Source organism: Bradyrhizobium iriomotense, from assembly GCF_030160715.1.
GTDB lineage: Bacteria > Pseudomonadota > Alphaproteobacteria > Rhizobiales > Xanthobacteraceae > Bradyrhizobium > Bradyrhizobium iriomotense.
Window position 1 is genome coordinate 375,694 of the sequence record NZ_BSOW01000002.1, and the last position, 22,744, is coordinate 398,437.

Sequence of the window (22,744 nt, forward strand, 5' to 3'; positions counted from 1 at the left end):
AGGCAGTTAGCGACATGGCCGCCCCCTTTTTGTTTTCTCGGCTCGACTTCGAACCGTCAGCATGCGAGGCTGCACTAGGCGTGGTTGCACTGGCAGCCACACTTCTATTCACTCACGGGCAGACGACGGAACGGACGGTGGTCACTGCTGAGCGCCTCGGGCGTGCTCTGGCCGTGCGAGCGAGGGTGCTGCCAGATTGGGACAAGCTCACCGTCGAGCTCGAAGGTACTTGCTTGTCCGAGATTGTTCCCATAAAGCCACTCGGCGTCGACATGAACAGAGTGCTGGCCATAACAAAGATTGTGGACCAGCTGTGCGACGGGAGCCTGCTCGCTGATGAAGCAAGGCCGGCATTGTTGTTAGCCGCAAACCTGCCACCCACGTCTGCCCTGTGCTTCGCGTTATCTGCAGCCGCCGGCGCGGCATCGCTCGGAGTCATCTTCGGCGCGCTCGATACTACGAACCTGATGTTAATCGCGGCGAGCGCCGCCCTCGGCGCGCTGGTCCGCCGGTGGCTGTCAGGCTTGAGCAACAACCCTCTGGTCCAACCGCTTGGTGCCGCCCTGATCGCCGGGGTCGCGGCGGCCCTCTCCCCCATCGTCTTGCATCAGCCAATCGCCACGGCTCTCGTCGCATTCTGTCCCTGCATGGTGCTGGTGCCTGGACCGCACCTCCTCAACGGCGCAATCGATCTCGCACGCATGCGAATTACGCTCGGCATCGCTCGCCTGGCCTACTCCAGCATCGTCGTACTTATGATCTGTTTCGGCCTGCTGTTGGGCTTCACTGCCGGCGGCGCGGCCCTACCGGCCGCAGGGCCGTCCGCGTCAGTGCCGCTCCTGGATGACGTGATCGCGGCAGGATTCGCCGTCGGCTCCTTCGGCAGCATCTTCTCGCTGCCGTGGCGCATGCTGCCGCTCCCCATCGCAGCTGGCATGCTCGGGCATGCGGCACGCTGGGCCCTGATCTCGGTTGCCGGCGCGAATGTCGCTACCGGAGCGCTCGTCGCCTGCATTCTGGTTAGCATCATCGTCACACCGGTCGTGGACCGCCTGCATCTGCCATTCGCCGCACTGGGCTTTTCCGCGGTCGTCCCGATGATTCCGGGCATCTTTCTATTTCAGACGGCGAGCGCCGTCGTCGAACTGGTCTCGATGGGGCCGCGTGCACCGGTCACTCTGCTGACGAACATCGCCGCCAATGGCGCCACGGCATTTCTGGTCATCCTGGCCATGGCCATTGGGCTGATCCTGCCACGCCTGGTGCTCGAGCGTGTCCATTCTCGACCTGACTAAAGCACGGCGAGCCCGGCGCGTGGCGTTGGTCATTCCGGCAGCCCTGCTTGCCGTAATCCTTCTCATACCGCGCGACGTCCTCCCAGCAAATCTTTGAGATTAAAAATTCGCAGAGTCGGGCTCAGCTCTCGCAACCGAACCACTGCCTTGAACTCGATCGCGCGGGTAAACAGATGCAATGCCTCTTCCTTCGCTTGCTGGTTCAGACATTCCGATGGCGTTGACGCGCTTTGCTCCCCTCAAAGCTCGGCAAACCCGCCGTCGACTACCACTTCCGATCCAAGCATGTAGCTGGATGAGTCGCTGGCGAGAAACAGCACCGCCGCAGCAATTTCGTCGGGCTGCCCAAGACGCCCGATTGGAATCAGTTTGCTGGCGTCGGCGAGATAGTCGCGAAATTCCGCTTCGGTTTGACCGGGGCGTTCGGATTGGCCAACGCTTCGAAGAATGGGTGTCTCGATTAGACCCGGGCTAATCGCATTGACGCGGATGCGCCGGGCGAGCAACTCCGCCGACAGAGTGCGGACAAATGACCGCACAGCCGCCTTTGAGGCCGAAAGGACCGCACGTCCCGGCACGCCGACCTGGTTCAGCCAAGCCGTAGTCGCAATTATCGAACCCCCATCTCGCATGATCGGCTCGACCGCTTGGATCGAAAAGAACACCGACTTCACGTTGGTGTCCATAAGACGATCGTACTGCGCCTCGTCCGTCGTCACCAGGGGTGTAACAAACGCGACGCCCGCATTCGCAAAGAAAACATCGAGTGCACCGAAAGCCCGCTTCACGTCGGAAGCCATCTTGTGGAGCGCGTCTCGGGAAAGTACGTCGGTTTGCAAGGTCAGGACGTCGTCGCCGATCGTCTGGCGCGCCTTTGCGAGATCGTCCGGACTACGCCCCGTAATAGCGATGCGCGCTCCGTGGCGGCGCAACAGTTTTGCTGTGGCGAGGCCAATGCCCGAAGTGCCTCCGGTGATGAGCGCTGTCTTTCCCTCAAGCATCGAGTTCTCCTGACTTAATTGCCTTGGTTGCTGTTTTTCGGCACGGCTCATTTGCTGTGACTACCGTGAATCACCTTGGCGTGCTCCGGCACGATGAACGTCACCGTCTTCACTTGATCCGGGAAGACGTTGTGGTCGGCGTCGACCAATGAGATTGTCACTTTGTGCGGACCGGGCGGCAGCCCGGCAATGTCGACCGTGTTGTTGTCGCTCGCGTCCGCCCACCACCACGGTAGATCGTCGACGGTGATGTGCAGGTGCCCGATACGCGGAGACACCTGACGCGCGCCTTCGCCGAAGACCTGTACGATGCGCAGGTTTTCGACGCGGTATTGCGCCCAGAACACACCCTGTGCCAGCGCCTCGGCAACCGGAGGATCCACGATCAGCCTGGGTGCGGGCTCGTTTTCGACCGCGATGTACGGCGAAGCGCCGCGGATTTCCTTCGCGGTCTGGGCGACGGCGCTCGCGGCGAGCATGGCCGTCGCAACTCCCGACGCAATGCAAGTTCTGGCGAGAGGCATGGCACTATCTCCAATGAGTACCGGATCGTTGTTGGTGAAATGACCGGGTTAGTCGCGGCTGACGCGCCAGGGCAGACTGCGCAGCTCTTCAGCCAGGGCGTGGATACCGGAAACCGGATAGCGACGGGCCCAATGGCCGAGCCAGTCCTCAGAGTCCAAAAAGAACTTCCAGTCGCTGATGACCGCGTGCCTCATGAGCAGGAATGGCACCGGCGGCGTAAATGGTCGAAAGCCGGGATTGTAAATCGCAGGCCCTTCATTCGTTTCGTAGAATCCACCCAACACCAATCCGTCGTTTACATAGGATGGAACGCCAAGCTCCCGCAAAACGCCGTCGAGGAACGCTTTCGCACGGTCCGTCGGCAAATCGGGGAAAGCAATGACGATCGACTTATAATTTGGTTCCTTGCCATCAAGCGGCCGAGGGTCCTGAAGCAACATCCTGTAGCCATTGAGGACATCGACGACATCCGACACGCTTCTGCCGGCGGTCTCCTCGGGCGCAAGCCAGAGTGTTCTGCGCTCGCAGGCCACCGGCACGAAGGGACACACCGGTCCAGCACGGCCGAGATCTTTGTGCGGTTTGGCAACAAACCCCCTGATCCATTCAGCAACCGCGCGAAGCGCGGTCAGCTCGCCCTTTGCGAGTGTGCTTGCCCTGCCGCCATCCTCGAGATCCTCGAACAGGAAGAGATTTGCAGCCTGCGCCAGCGAATGAGACCCATCCATGGGTGGCCCTCCTTGAAACGGATTGGTGCAAGATCGACCGGCGGAGCGATCCCTGCCGCCATGCGTTGCAATCTGCACGCTCGCCAAACCGCCCACTAGCTGGCAAAATCGGGAATAACCGCTCAGGATTTTGGACAATGTCGCCATGGACGCAGTCACGGTATTCGTGAGAGTCGTGGAAGCCGGCAGCTTCGCCGCAGCAGCGAAGCGTCTGGGCATGCCTAAGACGACCGTCAGCGCCAAGGTGGCGGGATTGGAGAAGCGCCTCGGCGTAAACCTGATCCAGCGCACGACGCGCAAGCTGCGCGTGACCGACGTCGGCGAGAAATACTTCCACCATTGTGCAATCGCGACGCGCGAAATCGAGTTGGGCGAAGCCGCACTGCAGTCGGCAAAAGTGAAGCCGTCCGGTGTCCTCAGGGTGACGGCGCCGATCGATCTCGGACACGTTCTTTTGCCGCGCATCGCGCAGGCCTACACCGCGAAATATCCGGACGTGTCACTCGACCTGATTCTGACCAATCGGGTCGTGGACCTAGTGGAGGAAGGTGTCGACCTCGCCATTCGCTGGGCTGGCGCGCTGAAGGACTCCTCGCTCATTGCGCGGCGCTTCATCGAGACGAGCTCGAACCTGTGGGCGTCGCCGAAATATCTGAAGAGGTTCGGTAAGCCAAACCATCCGCGCGATCTAGTGAATGCCACGTTCCTGGCTCATCCTGTTCTGACCACGGTCATGCTGACGAACGGCAGGTCAGATTTCGAGCTTCAGCTGAAAGGACGAACTTACGTCGATGACCTTGAAGTGGTGGCGGCGTTGATCCTGCTAGGAGAAGGTATCGCTTGGCTTCCGGACTTCCTAGTCAGGGACGCCGTGCGAACCGGCAACCTCGTACCTGCCCTGTTGCAGTGGCGGCCGAAGAAAAACCAGAATTGGACCTACCACTTTGTCTATGCTGGCCGCCGTTACACCCTGCCGAAGGTCGAAAGTTTCATTCAAACGGCTTTGGCACAGGTCTAGCCTGAGGGGTTCGTCGCTCCGGGGCAAAGGATGGAGTTGCCTCCAGCGGCCCCGGCCAACGCCCCCTTATTGGCCCCACGGCCGGGGCCGCATTTAAGCGGCCCTAGCCATTTGGCCAATTAAACAACCTTCTACCCATATTGGCCGGAAATTATTTACTGACGCTTGTCGCGGCATCCAATATCACATCCAACACTTCATTCGGTTTGGAGAGCATCGCTACGTGACTGCTCTTTAGGATCGTCGTCTTTGCATTGGCTCTTTGTGCCATTCTTTTTTCAAGCTCAGGATTGATTGCGTTGTCTTCGGAGGCGACCACGTACCACGATGGTTTAGTTCTCCATGCGGCATTGACGCCGACATCGCCGAATACACTTTTTGATGCAGGTTGCTGAACGGCGTACACCACATCCTGCTCTTTCGGAGTCAAATCTCCAGCAAACCCTTTGGCGACTCCTTCTCTTGAAAGCGTTAGGTACCCGTTTGCATTCTGAACGAAACCTCCAAGGATTGTCGGAGCAACGCTCTCGGCTAGCGAACCCGCGGTTTCGCCTTTATCGGGTGCGAACGCCGCAATATAAACCAGCGCCTTAACGCGCGGATCTGCGCCCGCTTCGGTGATGACGGATCCACCCCAAGAATGCCCGACAAGGATCACGTCGCCATCGGCGCGGTCAATCGCTCTTGTGGTTGCGGTCACATCATCTGCAAGGGAAGTGGTGGGATTCTGTACCGAAATTACTTTGTATCCCTTATCCACCAACGGATTGATAACTTTGCTCCAGGAAGAACCGTCGGCCCAAAGCCCGTGGACAAAAACCACCGTCGGTTTTGTGTTCGTAGAACCCCCAGTTTGAGAAAATGCGTTTGAACCCAAGGATAAAGCGCCCACGAATACTAAAATGCCAACTTTTTTCATTCATGCCTCCGAAGGTTGCAAGTGAAAACTGCGCAGCGAGCTGTTCAGGGCTTCTGCGATCCTAGAATTCCTTCTTGGATAGGTCGGTCAAGGCCGCATCGAACGTACGATGAGCGCCGACAACGTCTTCGAACCCCGTCTCTATCGTCGCTTCAACCGAGAGGCCGACGCGGAGGAGCCGCGCGAGCGGTTGATTCGGAGACAGCATGATCTTGACCGGCAAGCGCTGGACGATCTTCGTGAAATTTCCCGTGGCATTGTCGGGCTGAATCGTGGCGAAAGTCGCCCCGGTGGCTGCTGGCACGCCGACTACGGTGCCATCGAGATCGATGTCATAAGCATCGACGTGGATGCGGGCGTGTTGCCCCGGCTGGACGTGTTTCAACTGGACTTCGCGGTAGTTCGCCTCGACATAGACATCGGACAGCGGTACGACCGCCATCAGCCCGGCGCCCGGGCTGACGTAATTTCCGACCTGTACGGCGCGCTGCCCGACCATACCGTCCACCGGCGCCCGAATCTGAGAGTAAGAAAGGTTGAGTTGCGCCTGCGTCAACTGGGCTTCGTCGGCCTTAACCGTGGCCATGACCGCTTCTTCTTCCGCTTTGGCGATTGTGAGCTGCGTAAGCGCAGCCTCCAGCGCCGCTTTGGCGCCGTCGGCCAACGCCTGGCCTGTCAATAGGGAAGTGTCAGCCTGCTGTTGCATCTTCACGGTGCCAGCGCCCGTGGAGGCGAGCCGTTCATAGCGGCTGGCATCCTTCTCTGCGAAGCTGAGCTGCGCTCGTGCCATTTCGAGCTGCGCCTTGGCCTGGGCGATCAATGCCGTTTGACGGCTGACATTGGCGGCGGCATTCGCGGCCGCGGCGCGGTCACGCGCCAACGTGGCCCGAGCTGTATCCAAGGCGGTACGAAAATCACGATCGTCAAGTTGAACGAGGAGATCTCCGGCCTTGACCATTTGATTGTTATCGACCGCTACCGACGTGATCTGACCAGCGACGCGTGATGCGATTGTCGCATAATGCACACGTACATAAGCATTATTTGTCCAGACATCGGGCGTCGGCATGTAGATGCGCCAAAGCACAGTTGCGGCGCTTGCCGCGACGATGCTACCTGCCAGAAGCCATGGCCAGCGGGGCCGCCGCTTCTTCGCGGGAGGCTCTTCTACTTGGCTGGTGAGCTGGACCGGAGCATCCGCCGGCGCGGACTCATCAGGTCGGATGCGAAACGTCGTGTTGGAAGTGAGGACCGACATCATAGCCTCCTTATTTCTTGGCAAACAGAATGCGTGGTGGATAGGTGCGCTCTGGGAGGATCATCACCAGCGCCATGAAGGCGACGACGAGGGCAGCCATGACGAGATAGGCGTCGGCTGTCGTGAGCACGTGCGCCTGCTGAGCCACTGCCTCGGCGAAACGCTCAAGGCTTCCCGCTGCGCGTGGGGTTCCGTTCGGCAGGAGCGGTGCAGGATCTTGCGGTAGCAGCCCGTGGGCTTGGATAGTCCGGAAACGATCGAGTCCGATCTGATCGACAAGCCGCTCGGAATGCAGGGCGCCGCGCCAATGCCCGATGAGCTCGATAAGCCAGATTCCCACCGGCTCGGCCAGGGCGCGGGTCGTGTTGATCAATGCCGATGCGAGGGGTCCCTCGGCGTGGGACTGCACCGTATTCGTCGCCATCATCAATAGAGGCATGACGATCATCGGCTGGCCAACCATCTGAAGGACCTGCCAGACATAGAACTGATCGCGATGCCAGGTGGCGTCCACGGATGAGGAGCCGAGGCAGGCGATCAACATCAGCGCAAGGCCGAGAAGGGTAACTGCGCGCGCATCCACGCGCCGATGGTCGAGCAGGAACGCAATCGCCGGCAGCATCACAAACTGACCAAGCGCGACGATCAGCGTGACCAGATGAGCTTGGACCGGTCTGTAGGCTTGCACACCCGTCAGAAACGCCGCCGGGATCACTGTCGAAGAGGCGCTGACCACTACGAAAGCAAAGAGGGCAAGCGACGCATATGCGAAATTGCGCCGTAGCAACATCTGCAGCTTAAGCAGCGGCATCGGATGGAACCACTCGTTGATGAGCAGCAACGGGATCGCAATGCTGCTGACTAGCGCGAGGACACAGATGAGCGGAGATTCGAACCAGTCCAGGCGATCGCCCTGCATCAACATAGTGGTGAGGGCGCCAAAGCCCAGTATCATCAGCAGCGCGCCGCGCCAATCGAAGACCTGAAGCCGGTCGTATTCGGGTTCGCCGACCTCCATGCCGTACCAGACCAGCGCCGACGCTAGAGCGCTCAACGGGAGTGCAGCCAGGAAGACGAAGCGCCAGTCGCCGACGACATCGGTCCAGAGCGCGGCGAGCGAGGCACTGAAAGGCGCCGTGAATGTCGCTGTCAAACCGTACACGGCCAAGCCATAGAGACGGACCGGTGGCGGCAGGACCATCAGTGCCGTTGTCATGAGAAGCGGGATCGTGAGTCCGCCGGCGAAACCTTGGATCACGCGCAAAATCAGGATCGCCGGCAGGTTGGGCGCCAATGGGATCAGGAGGGTCGATACTCCAACCATAGCGATGGCGCAGAGGGTGAACCTGCGAAGCGTGAACGTCACCGCGCACCAGGGGGCTAAAGCCATCCCAATGGCAAGTCCCGTGCTGTAGAGGCTCTCGATCCAGGTGCCAGAATCATAGTCGATAGCAAGAGAGCCGCGAATATCGACGAGCGCGGCTGACGTAACCGTGTCGTTGAACTCGCTGCTCATTGCAGCGATCAGCACGCCGAATAAACCTAAGAGAGGCCTCATACTCATGGTAGGCGCCGATCGCCATCGAAGAGCTTCAATTGCGGGGCCAAGGCTGATGCTTGGCGCACCATTTCGGGCCGGGGCCACGCATATAGGCAAGGTCGCAACCTGTCTTAGGCGTCTTCCGGGCAAAACCATACATTGTGGACCGGTGCGCAGAAGCCTGTAGATCGCACGGGGGCTAACAACTCTTTTCCAGATCATCGTTTCCTCCGTCCGGCTGGACGTGGGCACCATTATGATCTAGCGGATCGGAATTGCGGCTGCGCCAGAGCGATTGCCGTACCTGTAGAGCGATTGCTGCTGACGTCTGCGCCTCCGCCAATCATTTGTAGATTTTGGCTGCCTTAGCGTCCGATGCCGGCTCTCGCGGTTCTACTTCTGCCTTGCGTTCAAGGAACGCATCATGCTTTCACCTCACAATTGGCGGCGCCAGCATCAACTCGAGCGGGCAATAAATCTGATGTGCGGCCACCGGCCTGTCGGTCGCAGCGGCGCTCAGTTATGCCTCCCAAATCGCCTCACAGCGGCCTTCACGAAGCTTACAGGCGAAGCAACGAATATTTGGCAAATCGACGCGCGTAGCAGCAATCGCTCGACTGGTACGGCAATCGCTCTGGCGCAGCGGCAGATCCGGTTCGGTAAAACGAAACTTGGTAACCGAACGACAGGACAAGTATCTGGAACCGCCACACTAGAAGCACCAAAGAGCGAGGGACCAGCTATGGGCTGGATGATCGACAGCGTCGGACATTTGATTGCTCGGCTCCAGAAGACGGCCAACCAGTGTGATCCGCTCACTCCGAACTATTTGACCGCCTTACGCAACACCCTGCAACCAGGTGATGTCTTGCTCGTCGAGGGCAAAGGTCGCATTTCCGGCATCATCAAATATCTCACTCAATCGACCTGGTCGCATGCGGCGTTGTACGTCGGGCCGATAGTGGGCGCCGTAACCCGCGGTGAGCCCCACGTCCTGATCGAAGCCAACATCGACGAAGGTGTCGTGTCGGCGCCGCTGTCGAAATATCTAAACTGCCAAACCCGTATCTGCCGACCAGTGGACCTAAGCAAAGCGGACTGCGGAAAGGTCTGCCGCTACGCCTCCGAACGCATTGGTCTCGGCTACGATTTCAAGAACGTAATCGACCTGATGCGTTATCTAATCCCGTGGCCGTTGATGCAGCGTGGGCACCGTCGAACGATCGCACTCGGCTCCGACGATGCCAGCCGCCTCATCTGTTCTTCGCTGATCGCCCAAGCGTTCGACGCCGTGCGTTACCCAATTCTTCCCAGAATCACTCACGTCGAGAGCCAGACGGTGCGGCGCGAAATCGCCGAGATGCGGCACCCGTCACTTTACGTGCCCGGCGACTTCGATATGTCACCTTACTTCATGGTGGTGAAGCCCACGCTTGCGCGTGGCTTCAATTACAAAGACATGCACTGGGGTGATTCTCCCCCAGATCACGCCGCAGGCTATTCTCCTAGCGCGAGCACAAGTCCATGAGCAGGCCGATGTTACGCGACACTTTGGAGGCTCTGCTGGTCGCGCCAAAATCGCGCCATGGCGATTTGCCAATCGCCGATCGACGTCCTGCCGATGTGGAGATGGCGCGCGTCCTCAAGACCACACCACTTCGCATGGCCTCGGACCCACCCAGTGGCGCTATCGCCTATTGGGTGCATGGAGCTCTACACGCCGTGGTCGAGCCCATGGCTGAGCACGTCGTCATGGCATACCCTGTCGGTTCTCAGCAACTGGAGCGGCGCACGGGGAAATCAGTTGCGATTGGAACGGCGCGTCCCGGGGCTGTCACTATCATTCCAGCCGGCTCAACCTCCCGGTGGGACATCCACCAGTCCATGAATGTCGTTCAACTCTATCTTCCGCGGGCAACGCTCGAGCGCATTTCAGTCGAAGCCGACAAGATCGCACCGGGCGATCTTCTCGAGCGAACGGCACATCTCGACCCCACGACATCCCGGTTGCTTCTGAGCGCAGCGGATGTCCTGGATGGCCGCGAACTCCTGGACGTCCTGTTCAGGCAGCAGGTGACGGTTCTGCTCGCCACGCGCCTCCTTACTGCACACACGGGCTCGTCAACCGCGTTCCAGCCAACCCTGGGCGGGCTAACCCCGAAGACGCTACGCCGCGCTATCGAACGCTTGCGCTCGGATAGCGATGGGGATGTCTCTCTCGCTGCCCTGGCGTCGGATGCCGGCCTGTCGCGCTACCACTTCTGCCGTGCCTTCAAGGAAAGCACGGGGCTTTCACCGCATGCCTGGCTGCGCCAGCACCGCCTAGAGCAGGCGATGAACATGCTGCGCGACACTGACGACTCGATCGTGTCGGTCGCTGCCGGACTTGGCTATTCCTCCCAAGCGGCCTTTGCTGCGGCGTTCAGGAAGCTGACTAGCGAAACTCCGAGCAATTGGCGACGGCGCGCCCGATAGCCGCAATCGCTCTATAGGTACGGCAATCGCTCTGGCGCACCGGCCGATCTGATTAGATAGACCATCACAGTGCTCGCTAACCACATCCGGCGGAGACAAGAGATGACCATGAAGAACTTCGTCTGCCTCGCTGCAATCGCACCGCGTCGGAGGTTGATTGGGACCGCACTCGTCTACGGGCTTTCATTGAGCGTCCGCTTCATCTCGGCCACGGGCGAGCAAGTGGAAGTTCCGTCGCAGGCCATTATGTCTATCATGACGAAAAATGACACCCCGATAGTCCATGACGGCGGCCCTCTGAAACCCGCTCAGCCGCTTGCGCTGCAGCTCGGCGGGCCACTGGCTTTGCAGAGCTGCCACGCCGCGTGTGAGCGTCAGATCTGCGGCGCTCGCTAAGCGCGCGACACTCCTCGCCTCAATTCTTTGTGTCGCTGCTTGCACGAACCCTTCCTGGAACGGGAGCGGCGACGGTGACGTGTGCTCATCCGAGAAGCTCGGACCAGAGGAAACATGACATGCGACTCGTTATCATAGGTGCCGGCTTCGCCGGCATGTACGCCGCCCTTTCCGCCGCGCGCCTGCGCGATATCCATGGCGTCTACCCAGAGGAACTCGAGATCGCGCTGGTTTCGCCCGAGCCGACACTTGTCGTTCGCCCGCGGCTTTACGAACCGAAGCCCGAAACCCTTACGGCCCACCTGCTAGATGTTCTCAACGCTATAGATGTCGTCTACGTGCAGGGCAGGGCCGAGACAATCGATACCAATTCCCGCGTGGTGCAGATCGAAACGGCCAAGGGCACGCGAAGGACACTCTCCTATGGTCGCCTGATCGTGGCCACAGGCAGCCGGCTCTTCCGTCCGAAGATTCCGGGCCTCGCCGAGCATGGCTTTAGCGTCGACTCGCTCGATGAGGCGGTTGCCCTCGACAAGCATCTGCAGAGCCTCCCCGAGCGGCCGGCGGTGAGCGGGCGCAACACGGTCGTCGTGACCGGTGGTGGCTTCACTGGCATCGAGGCCGCAACCGAAATGCCGGCGCGGCTGCGCAAGATCTTTGGCAAGAGTGCCAACCCCCGCGTCATCATCGTCGACCGTAACCCTGCGATCGCTCCTGATATGGGCGAAGACCCCCGCCCCGTCATCGAGGAGGCGCTGCGCAAGCTCGGTGTGGAGACCCGGCTCGGCGCCTGCGTCGCTTCGCTCGAAGAATCCGGCGTCACGCTTTCTAACGGCGATCACATCGAGGCCGAGACTGTGATCTGGGCCGCCGGCATTCGCGCAGCTCCACTGACTGCGCAGGTCCCCGCCGAGCGCGACAATTTCGGCCGGTTGCTGGTTGACCGCGATTTGCGCGTGCCGGGGGTCGCCGGCGTCTTCGCCACCGGCGACGCCGCCCGCGCTGCTTGCGACGATGTCGGCAACTACGCGTTGATGTCGTGCCAACATGCCACGCGGATGGGCGCCTTTGCCGGCAACAACGCCGTCGCCGAACTGCTCGGCGTGCCGACCAAGCCCTACCATCAGGAGCGCTACGTCACTTGCCTGGACCTTGGCGAAGCCGGTGCGCTGTTCACGACTGGCTGGGAGCGCAAGGTGACAATGGTCGGCGACGCCGCCAAGAAGACCAAGCAGGAGATCAATACCGTCTGGATCTATCCGCCACTGGCGGAGCGTGCCGCCGCGCTGGCCTCGGCCAATCCGGATCGAGTAACTGATGTGACTGGCTTCTTCTAGACCCTCGATGCGAAACGAGCTTCCCTCGTCGAAGCGCGGCCCGCTCATCTCAGATTCCTCTGGTGCTCGACGACGATGAAACACGAGACAGTACCGATGACCGCATTGGCCTGGAGGCCGCCGGCAGCGGCGTCACCTGCGACGCAGTCTAACCCTGCCGATGCGGACGCCTCTTTTATGGTTGCAGCGCTCGTGGTGGTCAGCGTCAAGATCGGGCTGCACCGATACGCGCATGTGCGCGTTCCGCAATTACTGAGACCGGGACCTGCTGGTTACGGGCACAGCAATCTCTGTCGACGGTGGCCGGATCGCACCGCGACCCGTCGCAAGCAAGCCATTCCTCACAAAAATGGAGAAGTACCATGAAGACGCCTTCGCTCTGGATGATTGCCGCCGGCTGCTTCATCGCCTTGACATCGACCGCACACGCGCGATCGGCCTATGATGGATCCTGGGACCTTGCCTTCGTGACGCAAAGAGGCGCCTGCGAACCCAGCTACAACTTCACCGTCAATATTTCCGACGGCATTGTCTCGCACCCGAACCTCCTGAAATTCAGAGGATACGTGGCGCGATCCGGCGTGGTGCGCGCGTCAGTCACAGTTCAAGACAAATACGCCTCGGGCTCAGGCAAGCTCGCCGGCACAACGGGCCACGGCAGGTGGAACGGTCGCGCCGGGAGCTCCGCATGCTCTGGCTATTGGACTGCTCAGCGCAATTAAGTGCGCCGGTGGCGATCAAGTTAAGCGGTTGGCGAGTTTCGGAAGATGGCCGGCCGAGCTGCTGCGCGGCTTCACCACCGGCCCCTTCACGCCAAGTCAGATCTTCGCCGCCTACGTCACTGGCAATGTCGCGCCGACCGCCGTCGACGCAGTTCGTTTCGCCTTGCTAACCGGCGGAGCCCCGAGTGATTGGCGGAGGCGGATGCGTTAGCAGCAATCGCTCGATAGCAAGGGCAATCGCTCTGGGGCAGTCGCAAGTCAAGTTCGATAGACCATTGCGGTGACACACGGCAGTGAGTGTGTCGCCGATCTGAACACCTCATCAGCTTCTCACACAGGAAGCGCAGACCGTTCCGGATCGAGCGCCAAGATCGAACACAGGAGTTTTCAAAGATGAATCAGTTGATCCGCAACACTCAGCAGGAGACAAACATGAGCCTGGAAAACACCAGACACCCCGCCGGGCCGGGGCTCGACGAACTGGTTCCGTCGCGCTACGCGCTGCGAGTCGGCGACATTGACGTGCTGGTGGTCAGCGATGGGATCCTATCGCTGCCGACCAAGATGTTGGCCCACGACGCCGATCCGGCCGTCCGGGCAGCCTGGCTGAAGGACATGTTCCTGCCGCCAGAAATGGTCGATTGGGCGCTGAACGTGGTCGTGGTGCGTAGCGGCGACCGGACCATACTCGTCGACGCTGGATGGGGGGCGGATCCGAACTTGCCGCGGGCCGGGCGCTTGGCTCAGCGACTGGAAGCCGCTGGCATCGATCTTGGATCCGTGACCGACGTGGTGCTGACGCACATGCACATGGACCACATTGGCGGGCTGCTCGTCGACGGGATCAAGGACCGGCTGCGTCCGGACCTGCGGATCCACGTGGCGGCCGCCGAGGTCGAGTTCTGGGCGTCGCCCGATTTTTCCCGTACCTCCATGCCGCCGGGGTTCCCGGACGCGCTTCGGACAGCCGCCAAGCGGTTCTTGAACGAGTACCGCAGCCAGTTGCGGCTGTTCGAGGAGAAGTGCGAGGTGGCACCAGGCGTAGTCGCCACTCGTACCGGCGGCCACACGCCCGGTCACAGCGTAGTCCGTCTGGCGTCCGGCGGCGACCGGCTAACGTTCGCCGGCGACGCCGTGTTCACGGTCGGGTTCGAGCACCCCGACTGGCACAATGGCTTCGAGCACTTCCCCGAGGAGTCAGCCCGCGTCCGGGTCCGTCTTTTGCGGGAACTGGCGGAGACCGGCGAGTTGCTCGTGGCCACTCACATGCCGTTCCCGTCCGTGGGCCACGTGGCGGTCGCCGGTGACGTCTTTCGGTGGATACCGGCCATCTGGGATTACTGACCGCTTATTGGGCTAGAGCCGAACCAGGCGCGTACTCATTGCGTCAATGAGTGCGCGCCCTGGTTTCCCGCGCTGCCAACGGCGAGGGTTCATTCCGATCGGCTAATGCCCGTCCCCAAAATAGGCGGCGTCTGGGCCGCCGGCAGAACCGACTGTCGATGCACTTTGGTCACCGCTGAAACAGAAGCCCGATGAGTAAGGTGAAGGCGTCCTTCGGCCGGAAAGATTTTGGGGACCAGGCGACCTGCTGTTGGGTCCTGCGACTCGACCAGCAGGTAGATCTTAACGAGCGACGGGCAATGTAGCTGCCTCACAAAAGGTCTTCTGCCTCCATGATTGTCTGTTCGTGCAACGTGTTGAGCGATCACGACGTGCGTCATGTCGTGACTTCCGCGGACAAGTCTCCGCGCAATGCCAAGCAGATATATGCCTGCCTTCGCTGCAGCGTCGAATGCGGCCGCTGCGCGCGCACACTCAAAGGCCTCATCAACGAGGCGCTGGCATCTTCCGGCTCATCACCGGCAATTCGATAGGCGGCATACACCTTGGATCTAGGCCACGCCCCCGCAGATGATGAACGTAGCCCGTTGGCACCTGCACCTGTTGCCTGTCTCCATGATTTCTCGAATGCGAGCCCACGCGCCCAACATTCGCGCAGGTATCAGACGTCGCTTTGGCTGGAACATTGCCGCGTGAGCGATAGCACTGCATATGGGCGTCTCCTTTGTTGGATTCCGCTCGTTTGAAGGCGAATCGGCGGGCGTAAAAGCGCTGCTCGTCGGCCTCTCAATGCCAGCTCGCCACAATCGCGGATATGCCTCCTGACTATTTTGACTTAATGCCCACCCGATCGCTTGTTTGAATGTGCGTTTAAAATTGTCTTGGCTGGGAATGCTCAGCGCGAGCGCACTTCCCACGCAAGGATTTTCTTTGTTGATCGGTCTAACGCGGACGGCGCCAGCGGGCCCACTCACCGCGGCACGGGTCGAATAGCGAAAGCCCCTCCCGTGTTGGGAGCGATCAGTATCGCGTTTGACGACGAGCGAATGCGCGAACAATTGGCCGTGCGCAAGTTAACAGCAGCAATCTCTCTACAAGTACGTCAATCGCTCTGGGGCAATGGGATTTCCGGTTCGTTAAAAGTCATTGTGCTCACACCAACCAAACGGACACGATAATGACCTGGAACTGCTCCGTCAGCCGAGTTGCGGACGGCCTACGGCGGAAAGAACTCTCCACCACTCTCAGGGACGCGATTTCGCTAACCGCTACGGCGACCGGTAAAGAAACCGAGGGTTTGACTTCTCCAGCTGGACGGATGGATGCCGCGACCGCGATCACCACAAAAGACGGCATCGACATCTCCTACAAGGGCCGGGGGCAGAAGTCCGCTCAACCCATTGCTTTTCATCGCGGCTGGCCGCTGAGGTCCGATAGCCGGGAGAACCAGACGCTCTTCTTCGGGGGCGCATCATGATACTCGGTATGAGCTTCGCGACGGTCACGATGGTTCATGTGATCATCAGCCTGATAGCAATCGTGGCGGGCCTGGTCGTGATGTTCGGAATGCTCGCCTCAAGGCGGATGCCGGGCCTAACTTCGATCTTCCTTGCATTCACTATCCTGACCAACGCTTCAGGGCTTCTGATTCCACCGCTGCTGTTCGAGAAACCGTTGCCGTCTCATATGATCGGCATTCTCTCGTTGGTTCTGCTGACGATCGCCTGTATTGCGCTTTACGGCATGAAGCTCGCCGGCGCTTGGCGCTGGATCTACGCATTAACCGCGCTGGTCTCGCTTTATCTCAACGTATTTGTGCTGGTGATCCAATCCTTCCTGAAAGTGCCGGCGCTGCATGTGCTTGCGCCAAGCGTCCCGCCGGCCGAACTGCCGTTCGCCATCGTCCAGGGCATCGTGCTGGTATTTTTCGTCGTCGTGATCATCGGCGTGATCCGGCGATACCGGCCGATGCTGACCGTCAATGCGATATCGAGCATCTCTCGCAGTTCGCCGGCCCGATGACAATGTTATGGAGGAAGCTCGTCGAGAGTGTCCATGCCGAGGTCGGACCGCGCACCATCGCAGAGCTCGAAGCTTAGAGAGAGAGAGAGAGAGAGAGAGAGAGACGACCTTCTGCTCGGCCTGCTCGAACTTCACACCAACCGGCCGGAGACGGTCTCCCACCACAAGGTCGTGGCCGAATAGCGGCTGGACGATCATCAAAGAGGAGTTGTTGCTATGCCCACCATCAATACAAAGGACGGCGTTGATATCTTTTATAAGGACTGGGGCCAGGGACAGCCGGCTGCGCTGGTCTCCGCGGTACCGCCATTGATGGTCAGAACGCCGGCGAACCCCGGAGGCCTTCCGAAGGAAGTGTTCGACGGTTTGCAGGTTGCGGTTGCCACCAACCGTTCGCAATTCTACCGGGACTTCGCTGCCGGTCCATTCTACGGCTTCAACCGACCGGGCGCCAGGTCGTCTGAAGCGGTGATCCAGAACTGGTGGCGGCAGGCTATGATGGGCGGCGCCAACGCGCACTATGACGGCATCGTGGCCTTCTCCCATACGGACTTCACCGAGGATCTCAAGAAAATCGGGATCCCGGTCCTGGTAATGCATGGCGACGACGACCAGATCGTCCCCTATGCCGACTCGGGTCCCTTGTCTGCCAGGCTACTGAAGAAGGGTGCGCTGAAGACCTACAAGGGTTTCCCGCACGGAATGCCAACGACTGAGGCAGCAACGGTCAATGCCGACCTTCTAGCGTTCTTTCGCAGCTAATCTGCGGCACGTGAACGATGGTCTGCTACCGGCCGACATTCACAATCTAATGTCTTTGCGCTGTGGCCAATCTCGTCGCCGTGTGCGCGGCGTGACCCACCGGACGAGCCGACGTTCGCCATCGTTCAGCGCGCTGCCATTCTTCGTCGTCCTGATCGTCCGCGTGATCGGGCGATATCGGCCGATGCCGACATACGCTGGGGCAAGATTCCTGTAGTAGAAGATGACGCAAACTCATCAATTCGCGATCCTGTTTCCGCTGCTGGTTGGTGTGGGCGCTGTCGCATGTACGATTTTCGTCCATGCGCTCGCTTTGGCTGCGGCGATAAACCTCTTTCGTTATGAGAGGAGGCTCGGGCGCGCAGGCGCAGGCGCCTTGATCGATCTTGCAATCGTCGCTCTGGTGACATCATTCGCGTTCGTGGCTCACCTGATTGAGATTGCCTTATGGGCCGTGCTGCTCGTCATCTGCGAAGACTTTCAAGGGTTCGGAAATGCGTACTACCACTCAGCGGTCAACTACACGACACTGGGTTACGGAGACCTTCTTCTGACGCCGTCGTGGCGATTGCTGGGACCGCTGGAGGCGACGAACGGGGCGCTCATGTTCGGTGTTTCCACCGCGATGGTCTTCGCTGTCATACAACGGCTAGTTCTGACTAGGTTCGAGGATCTCAGGCATTGATAATAGGCGCTCGCCAATTGCGCGCGAAACGGACACTCGGCGCCCATCGATAGGACCAGTGGCCCCAGGTCCCTATGCGACAGATCTCGAATAGTCTGAACCACAACTGAGTTCTACAACCCGCGCGACCGCACCGCTTTCGCTCCTGAAATGCCGGCAGCAGACCCGCGTGTTTCAGCGGACCCGGTCGAAGCACCCGACGCCTTGTTGATGAGACGCGACTTCGTTGCCGAGACGCCGCCGTCAGACGACAGCATCGAATTCAAGGTCGAGGAGGTTTCCGCCCCTCCTTCGGACGCAGAAACCCGGCCTCTGGCGAAAGCGATCGTCGCAAGGGCGCTGGCGCGCGGAATAAGCGTGGCCGGTCTGCCCCGCCCTTGCTCGACCGCTTCCGCGTCATCAAATTGGCCCTCCCCTCGCACGACCACATCGACGCCTTGTTGCTGGCCCCTTCAGCGGCAGCTTCCTTCAGACTACAACAGCAACTCCGCTCGTACGCTGTCCAGCACGCGCTGTATGAGTCGGAGGTCGCTTTGCGCCACAGCGGAAGTCGCATCTTCACTTGGGTAGCCCGACCGTCCGTAGCGCCTCATGGTATCTCTGACAAAAGGCCGGATCGCGATAGTTCGGGACCCTGGTCGAGATGGTGAAGCCGGGATCGAGTCTTAGGTACTCGGCAGTCGCGGCCTTGGCCTCGTCCAGCCGACCTGAATGCGCCAGCGCTACAATTCTGATGCGAAGAGCCGGAGCAAATCGAGGATTTTCGTCAATTGCTCTTTGCGCGGCAGACAGCGCCGCTTCGTCGCGACCGGCAATTAGGTTTGCGTTCGCCATGCCGCTCAACATGAGGGCAACTTCGTGATCGCGCGGGCTCAGTCGCATCGCGCGCTCAAAACTCAAAATTGCCCGATCTGGATCGACACAGGCATAGTTCATGACCCAGCCAAGGCTGCTCAGCACCTGCGAATTGTTCACGTTTAGCCGCGCGGCTCTTTCCAGCACCGCAAGCGCTCGGTCATATTCTCCCCAGAAGCCGAGTGCGTGCCCGGCGTAACAAAGCACCGCAGCATCGTTGGAATCGTCCGCAATCGCCTCACGAGCCAGCCACAAGCTCTTTTCTCGGTCACCCATTTCACCCCATCCTTGATTCCAGCGGGTGACGTGATTAAACGAGAGAAATGCCTTGGCGAGCGTGTATGTTGAATCGAGTTCGGTCGCAGCACTCAAATGGCAAACGGCCATGTCATTGTCCGGCTTCGTGAATTGGTAGTATCTCGAAATCGCGCGGAGAAAGAGGTCGTACGCACCGAGGTTATAGGTGGGTTTAGTATTCGCGCGACCAATCTCGGCGAACCTGATCGACGGCTCGATGGCCCCGGCCACACGCGAAGTGACTTCATCCTGCAGATCGAAAACGTCTGCCATGGCGCCGTCGATCTTTTCAGCCCAGATGTGAGCGCCGGTCGCGGCTTCGATCAACTGCCCTGTGATGCGAACTCGGTTGCCGGATCTGCGCACACTGCCCTCGAGCACATAGCGCACGCCAAGTTCGCGTCCGACCCGCTTGATGTCGACGGGCTTGCCCTTGTAAGTGAAGCTCGAGTTGCGTGCGATCACGAAAAGCGACTTGAATTGCGACAGCGCGGTGATGATGTCTTCGACGATACCATCTGCGAAATATTCCTGCTCGGGATCACCGCTCATATTAGTGAATGGCAGCACAGCGATCGACGGCTTGTCAGGAAGTGCCAGCGACCTGGCGGCTTGGACCTGAGGTTTGCCACCTGGTATTGACCGTGGCCGGACCGCGAACAATCGGACCGGCCGGTCGATGTTCTTTAGGGACCTCTCACCGAGGTCGTCGAAGTCAAACTCCGTTTTACCCCTGACCTGCTCGAAAGCATTGCTGGACAGGTAGACCCCACCTGGTACGCATTCGTTCTCGACCCGCGCCGCCAAGTTGACGCCATCGCCAAAAATGTCATCACTGTCAATGATGATGTCGCCGACGTTAATGCCAATTCGGAAAGCGATTTTCGGGGAATTACCGCCGTTCCGTTCCGCCATCTGGCCCTGTATCGCCATGGCGCAAGTCACTGCACCGACAGCGCTGGCAAATTCCACCAGCATTCCGTCGCCAGTCGTCTTGACGATGCGTCCGTTGTGGCCAGCAATGGCGGGATCAATAACCTCGCGGCGGTAGGCTTTCAGCGCTTCCAACGTGCCGCGTTCATCGGTACCCATAAGCTGCGAGTAGCCTGCGACATCAGCGGCCAAAACGGCCGACAATCTTCGTTCGAGATGTCCTCCCACAATAATCCTCATGGATCGCAACCTCAGACGAAGCTATTCAATCGTGAACGCGTCACTCCGCCGCGAGCACGCGAGAACGGAGCGGCAAGCCAAGACGTCTCCAGACATCGACCAGCGCTTCGGCGAGCGCGTCAACCAGTTTGTCATCGTGATAGGGCGTCGGCGTGAGGCGCAGTCGTTCGGTTCCGCGCCGGACGGTCGGATAGTTGATCGGCTGGACATAGATGCCGTGTTTGGCGAGCAGGAGATCGCTCGCCTGCTTGCACTTCTCCGGATCACTCACCATCACAGGTACTATGTGTGTTTCACTGGGCATGACTGGTAGGCCTGCCTCATTGAGCACGGCCTTGACCCGCGCGGCGCGTTCCTGATGGCGGTCGCGCTCGCACTGTGAAGCCTTGAGATGCTGGATCGCCGCGGTCGCGGCGGCGCAGACTGCCGGGGGCAGCGCGGTGGTAAAGATAAATCCGGGCGCGTAGGAGCGCACCGCGTCGATGATATCGGCATTCGCCGCGATATAGCCGCCGAGACAACCGAAGGCCTTCGCCAACGTGCCCTCGACCACGTCAATGCGGTGCAAGGCCCCTTCCCGCGCGGCAATGCCGGCACCGGCCGGGCCGTACATGCCGGCCGAATGGACCTCATCGATATAGGTCATGGCACCGTAGCGCTCTGCGAGGTCGCAGATTTTCTTCACTGGCGCGACGTCGCCATCCATCGAATAGAGGGCTTCAAAGGCGATCAGCTTCGGTCGCTCCAGGACTTCCGCCGCCAACAATTCTTCGAGATGGCCGACATCGTTGTGGCGCCATATCTTCTTTTCCACGCCGGCACGCCGCACGCCTTCGATCATCGAATTGTGGTTCCAGGCGTCCGACAGGATGACGCAATCCGGAAGCAGACCGGCGATGGTCGGGATGCCGGTTTCGTTGGATACATATCCCGACGTGAAAACCAGCGCCGCTTCCTTGCCGTGCAGCTCGGCGAGCTCGCGCTCCAACTCGACCAGTGGATGGTTCGTGCCGGAAATGTTGCGAGTGCCGCCGGCGCCAGCGCCCATGCGGGTCGCGGTTTCAATCATGGCGCTGATCACCTTCGGGTGCTGGCCCATGCCAAGGTAATCGTTCGAGCACCAGATCACGACCGGACGCGGACCGTCAGGGGAATGCCATCTGGCGTACGGAAAACGACCGGCGATGCGCTCGAGATCAGCAAACACCCGGTAGCGCCGTTCTTGGTGCAGGCGGGCAAGCGCGACGGAAAAGAAATGATCGTAGGTCATGGAGCCAAATCTCCTCCAGTTGGCGCTCAACGATCGCCGTGCCCATCCGATCCGATGCTCATCAGCCATGAAATGGGCGGCCGGTCCTCGGGAGGGAAAAGGACCGGCCGCGGGTGCCTGCACGAACAAGGGGTCAGGAACGCGCTGGGCGCCGAGCACTTGCAAAGCTACTTACTTCCATGAGGCAGATTGGTATCGGAGGAGAAGCGTCCGTGCGAGTGAAGCCGTGCAAATCTCGGCAAATCGTGGCGAATGCGAATGCATCGATCATGTCGTCAGTTTCGCTCGGCGGTCCAATAGCCCGAGCAACGTGCGCTTCCCGAATAGCCGCTCCATGTCCCGCGACCTGAATTGCCTGAGAGCCGGCCAGAGCCGGACGCGTATTTGTCCTGAACCGTCACGGAAGCGCGAACGGACCCTGAGCGCGCTACACGGCCTCCGAACCTCACCAGATTCGGATGCGTGACGAGGCCATTGTTAACGTTGACCGTGAAATTGTAGGTCGGATCGCACGCGCCTCTTTGCGTCACGAAGCGAAGGTTCCAAGACCCATCATAAGCGGAGCTGGCCTGCGCGACGGAGAAAAATGCGATCAAGCAACCCGCCGCTGCCGCATGAGTGAGAAGCTTATTCATTGTCTGCTCCCAAGGTGTGTCGTTGAATTCCTCGATCCAATGGGCCTCCGCATCCTTCCGATCCAACACGTCAGTCGTATGGAGGAGCGGCCGGTCCTCGTCCGGTATTTTACCCTAAGCTCCTCTGCCGTCGTCCTTGCCGATCACACAGCGCCATGCCGCGAGACGCTCGGCGGGATGCTGCGTCATCCAGTCGGCAAGCTGCGGCGCGCCCATCAGGCACGACTGCATCGAAACGTTGGCGAAATCCGATGTCGTCACGATCTGCTCGTGGCAATTTGCCGGAGACGACAGGCTGCAAAGCACGGCGATGATCTTGATCACGAGGCAACTCCTGCATTGATGCCGCTGCTCACTTGCCCCGGCGGCTTCTTTCCCTGCTCGCCGACAGGAGCCGACGGGACGACGCGGTCACCGGAGTCTTCACGAATCAGGCGGCTTCGTTCGCGCCCAGACTGTTGGATAAATCGAAAGAACTCTTCCATCT

General features: G+C 60.1%; 21 protein-coding genes and 2 pseudogenes. 13 read left to right on the top strand and 10 right to left on the bottom strand.

Going from position 1 to position 22,744, the window contains the following annotated elements; all coding sequences use genetic code 11:
• The first annotated feature begins 14 nt into the window (after nt 1-14).
• Entirely contained in the window at nt 15-1,295 is a 1,281-nt protein-coding gene (locus tag QQL28_RS04000) for a threonine/serine exporter family protein (protein WP_284261335.1), read from the top strand.
• 239 nt (nt 1,296-1,534) lie between these two features.
• On the opposite strand, the gene QQL28_RS04005 is transcribed toward QQL28_RS04000, so the two are convergent.
• The 3 genes from QQL28_RS04005 to QQL28_RS04015 are packed head-to-tail and all read right to left on the bottom strand — an operon-like array spanning nt 1,535 to nt 3,549.
• Nucleotides 1,535-2,296, bottom strand: coding sequence for an SDR family oxidoreductase (locus QQL28_RS04005; protein WP_284261337.1), 762 nt, complete (start codon nt 2,294-2,296; stop codon nt 1,535-1,537).
• A gap of 47 nt (nt 2,297-2,343) precedes the next feature.
• On the bottom strand, nt 2,344-2,820 hold the full coding sequence (locus tag QQL28_RS04010) for a DUF6130 family protein (protein ID WP_348522477.1): 477 nt from the start codon (nt 2,818-2,820) through the stop codon (nt 2,344-2,346).
• Nucleotides 2,821-2,868: 48 nt separating this feature from the next.
• Nucleotides 2,869-3,549, bottom strand: a complete 681-nt coding sequence (locus QQL28_RS04015; protein WP_284261342.1) for a DUF6875 domain-containing protein — start codon at nt 3,547-3,549, stop codon at nt 2,869-2,871.
• Nucleotides 3,550-3,694: 145 nt separating this feature from the next.
• Here QQL28_RS04015 and QQL28_RS04020 point away from each other — a divergent pair, with 145 nt between their 5' ends.
• The gene (locus QQL28_RS04020; protein WP_284261344.1) at nt 3,695-4,567 is read left to right on the top strand and encodes a LysR family transcriptional regulator; all 873 of its coding nucleotides are present in this window, start codon (nt 3,695-3,697) and stop codon (nt 4,565-4,567) included.
• Between the two features lie 151 nt (nt 4,568-4,718).
• Here the strand turns inward: QQL28_RS04020 and QQL28_RS04025 are convergent, their stop codons facing one another.
• The 3 genes from QQL28_RS04025 to QQL28_RS04035 form a co-directional block, all read right to left on the bottom strand.
• On the bottom strand, nt 4,719-5,486 hold the full coding sequence (locus QQL28_RS04025; RefSeq protein WP_284261346.1) for an alpha/beta fold hydrolase: 768 nt from the start codon (nt 5,484-5,486) through the stop codon (nt 4,719-4,721).
• Nucleotides 5,487-5,547: 61 nt separating this feature from the next.
• Complete coding sequence (locus tag QQL28_RS04030; protein WP_284261348.1) at nt 5,548-6,744, bottom strand: HlyD family secretion protein; 1,197 nt, start codon at nt 6,742-6,744, stop codon at nt 5,548-5,550.
• A 10-nt stretch (nt 6,745-6,754) separates the two neighbouring features.
• A complete protein-coding gene (locus tag QQL28_RS04035) occupies nt 6,755-8,275 on the bottom strand; it encodes an MFS transporter (protein ID WP_284261351.1) in 1,521 nt (506 codons plus the stop codon).
• 751 nt (nt 8,276-9,026) lie between these two features.
• Between QQL28_RS04035 and QQL28_RS04040 the strand changes: the two are divergent.
• The 11 genes and pseudogenes from QQL28_RS04040 to QQL28_RS04090 all read left to right on the top strand — a co-directional run.
• Nucleotides 9,027-9,782, top strand: a pseudogene (locus QQL28_RS04040) (YiiX/YebB-like N1pC/P60 family cysteine hydrolase); the annotation flags it as partial.
• A gap of 26 nt (nt 9,783-9,808) precedes the next feature.
• A complete protein-coding gene (locus QQL28_RS04045) occupies nt 9,809-10,759 on the top strand; it encodes a helix-turn-helix transcriptional regulator (RefSeq protein WP_284261353.1) in 951 nt (316 codons plus the stop codon).
• A 102-nt stretch (nt 10,760-10,861) separates the two neighbouring features.
• Complete coding sequence (locus QQL28_RS04050; RefSeq protein ID WP_284261355.1) at nt 10,862-11,155, top strand: hypothetical protein; 294 nt, start codon at nt 10,862-10,864, stop codon at nt 11,153-11,155.
• A gap of 119 nt (nt 11,156-11,274) precedes the next feature.
• Nucleotides 11,275-12,492: an NAD(P)/FAD-dependent oxidoreductase gene (locus QQL28_RS04055; RefSeq protein ID WP_284261357.1), complete on the top strand. Its 1,218-nt coding sequence runs from the start codon at nt 11,275-11,277 to the stop codon at nt 12,490-12,492.
• Nucleotides 12,493-12,854: 362 nt separating this feature from the next.
• Nucleotides 12,855-13,214: a hypothetical protein gene (locus tag QQL28_RS04060; RefSeq protein ID WP_284261358.1), complete on the top strand. Its 360-nt coding sequence runs from the start codon at nt 12,855-12,857 to the stop codon at nt 13,212-13,214.
• A gap of 393 nt (nt 13,215-13,607) precedes the next feature.
• Nucleotides 13,608-14,558, top strand: coding sequence for an MBL fold metallo-hydrolase (locus QQL28_RS04065; RefSeq protein ID WP_284261360.1), 951 nt, complete (start codon nt 13,608-13,610; stop codon nt 14,556-14,558).
• A 332-nt stretch (nt 14,559-14,890) separates the two neighbouring features.
• Nucleotides 14,891-15,058: pseudogene (locus QQL28_RS04070) on the top strand ((2Fe-2S)-binding protein); the annotation flags it as partial.
• A gap of 677 nt (nt 15,059-15,735) precedes the next feature.
• On the top strand, nt 15,736-16,035 hold the full coding sequence (locus tag QQL28_RS46085; protein WP_431309572.1) for a hypothetical protein: 300 nt from the start codon (nt 15,736-15,738) through the stop codon (nt 16,033-16,035).
• Nucleotides 16,032-16,580 (top strand): hypothetical protein, encoded by a 549-nt coding sequence (locus QQL28_RS04080; protein ID WP_284261367.1) that lies wholly within the window; start codon nt 16,032-16,034, stop codon nt 16,578-16,580. The genes QQL28_RS46085 and QQL28_RS04080 overlap by 4 nt, the downstream gene beginning before the upstream one ends.
• A gap of 216 nt (nt 16,581-16,796) precedes the next feature.
• A complete protein-coding gene (locus tag QQL28_RS04085; RefSeq protein WP_284261369.1) occupies nt 16,797-17,342 on the top strand; it encodes an alpha/beta fold hydrolase in 546 nt (181 codons plus the stop codon).
• A 223-nt stretch (nt 17,343-17,565) separates the two neighbouring features.
• Entirely contained in the window at nt 17,566-18,027 is a 462-nt protein-coding gene (locus QQL28_RS04090) for an ion channel (RefSeq protein WP_284261371.1), read from the top strand.
• 558 nt (nt 18,028-18,585) lie between these two features.
• On the opposite strand, the gene QQL28_RS04095 is transcribed toward QQL28_RS04090, so the two are convergent.
• The 4 genes from QQL28_RS04095 to QQL28_RS04110 form a co-directional block, all read right to left on the bottom strand.
• Nucleotides 18,586-20,352 (bottom strand): adenylate/guanylate cyclase domain-containing protein, encoded by a 1,767-nt coding sequence (locus QQL28_RS04095; protein WP_284261373.1) that lies wholly within the window; start codon nt 20,350-20,352, stop codon nt 18,586-18,588.
• 40 nt (nt 20,353-20,392) lie between these two features.
• Entirely contained in the window at nt 20,393-21,622 is a 1,230-nt protein-coding gene (gene hemA, locus QQL28_RS04100; RefSeq protein ID WP_284261375.1) for a 5-aminolevulinate synthase, read from the bottom strand.
• Between the two features lie 749 nt (nt 21,623-22,371).
• A complete protein-coding gene (locus tag QQL28_RS04105; RefSeq protein WP_284261377.1) occupies nt 22,372-22,581 on the bottom strand; it encodes a hypothetical protein in 210 nt (69 codons plus the stop codon).
• Nucleotides 22,578-22,742, bottom strand: a complete 165-nt coding sequence (locus QQL28_RS04110; RefSeq protein ID WP_284261379.1) for a hypothetical protein — start codon at nt 22,740-22,742, stop codon at nt 22,578-22,580. The genes QQL28_RS04105 and QQL28_RS04110 overlap by 4 nt, the downstream gene beginning before the upstream one ends.
• Nucleotides 22,743-22,744 lie beyond the last annotated feature (2 nt).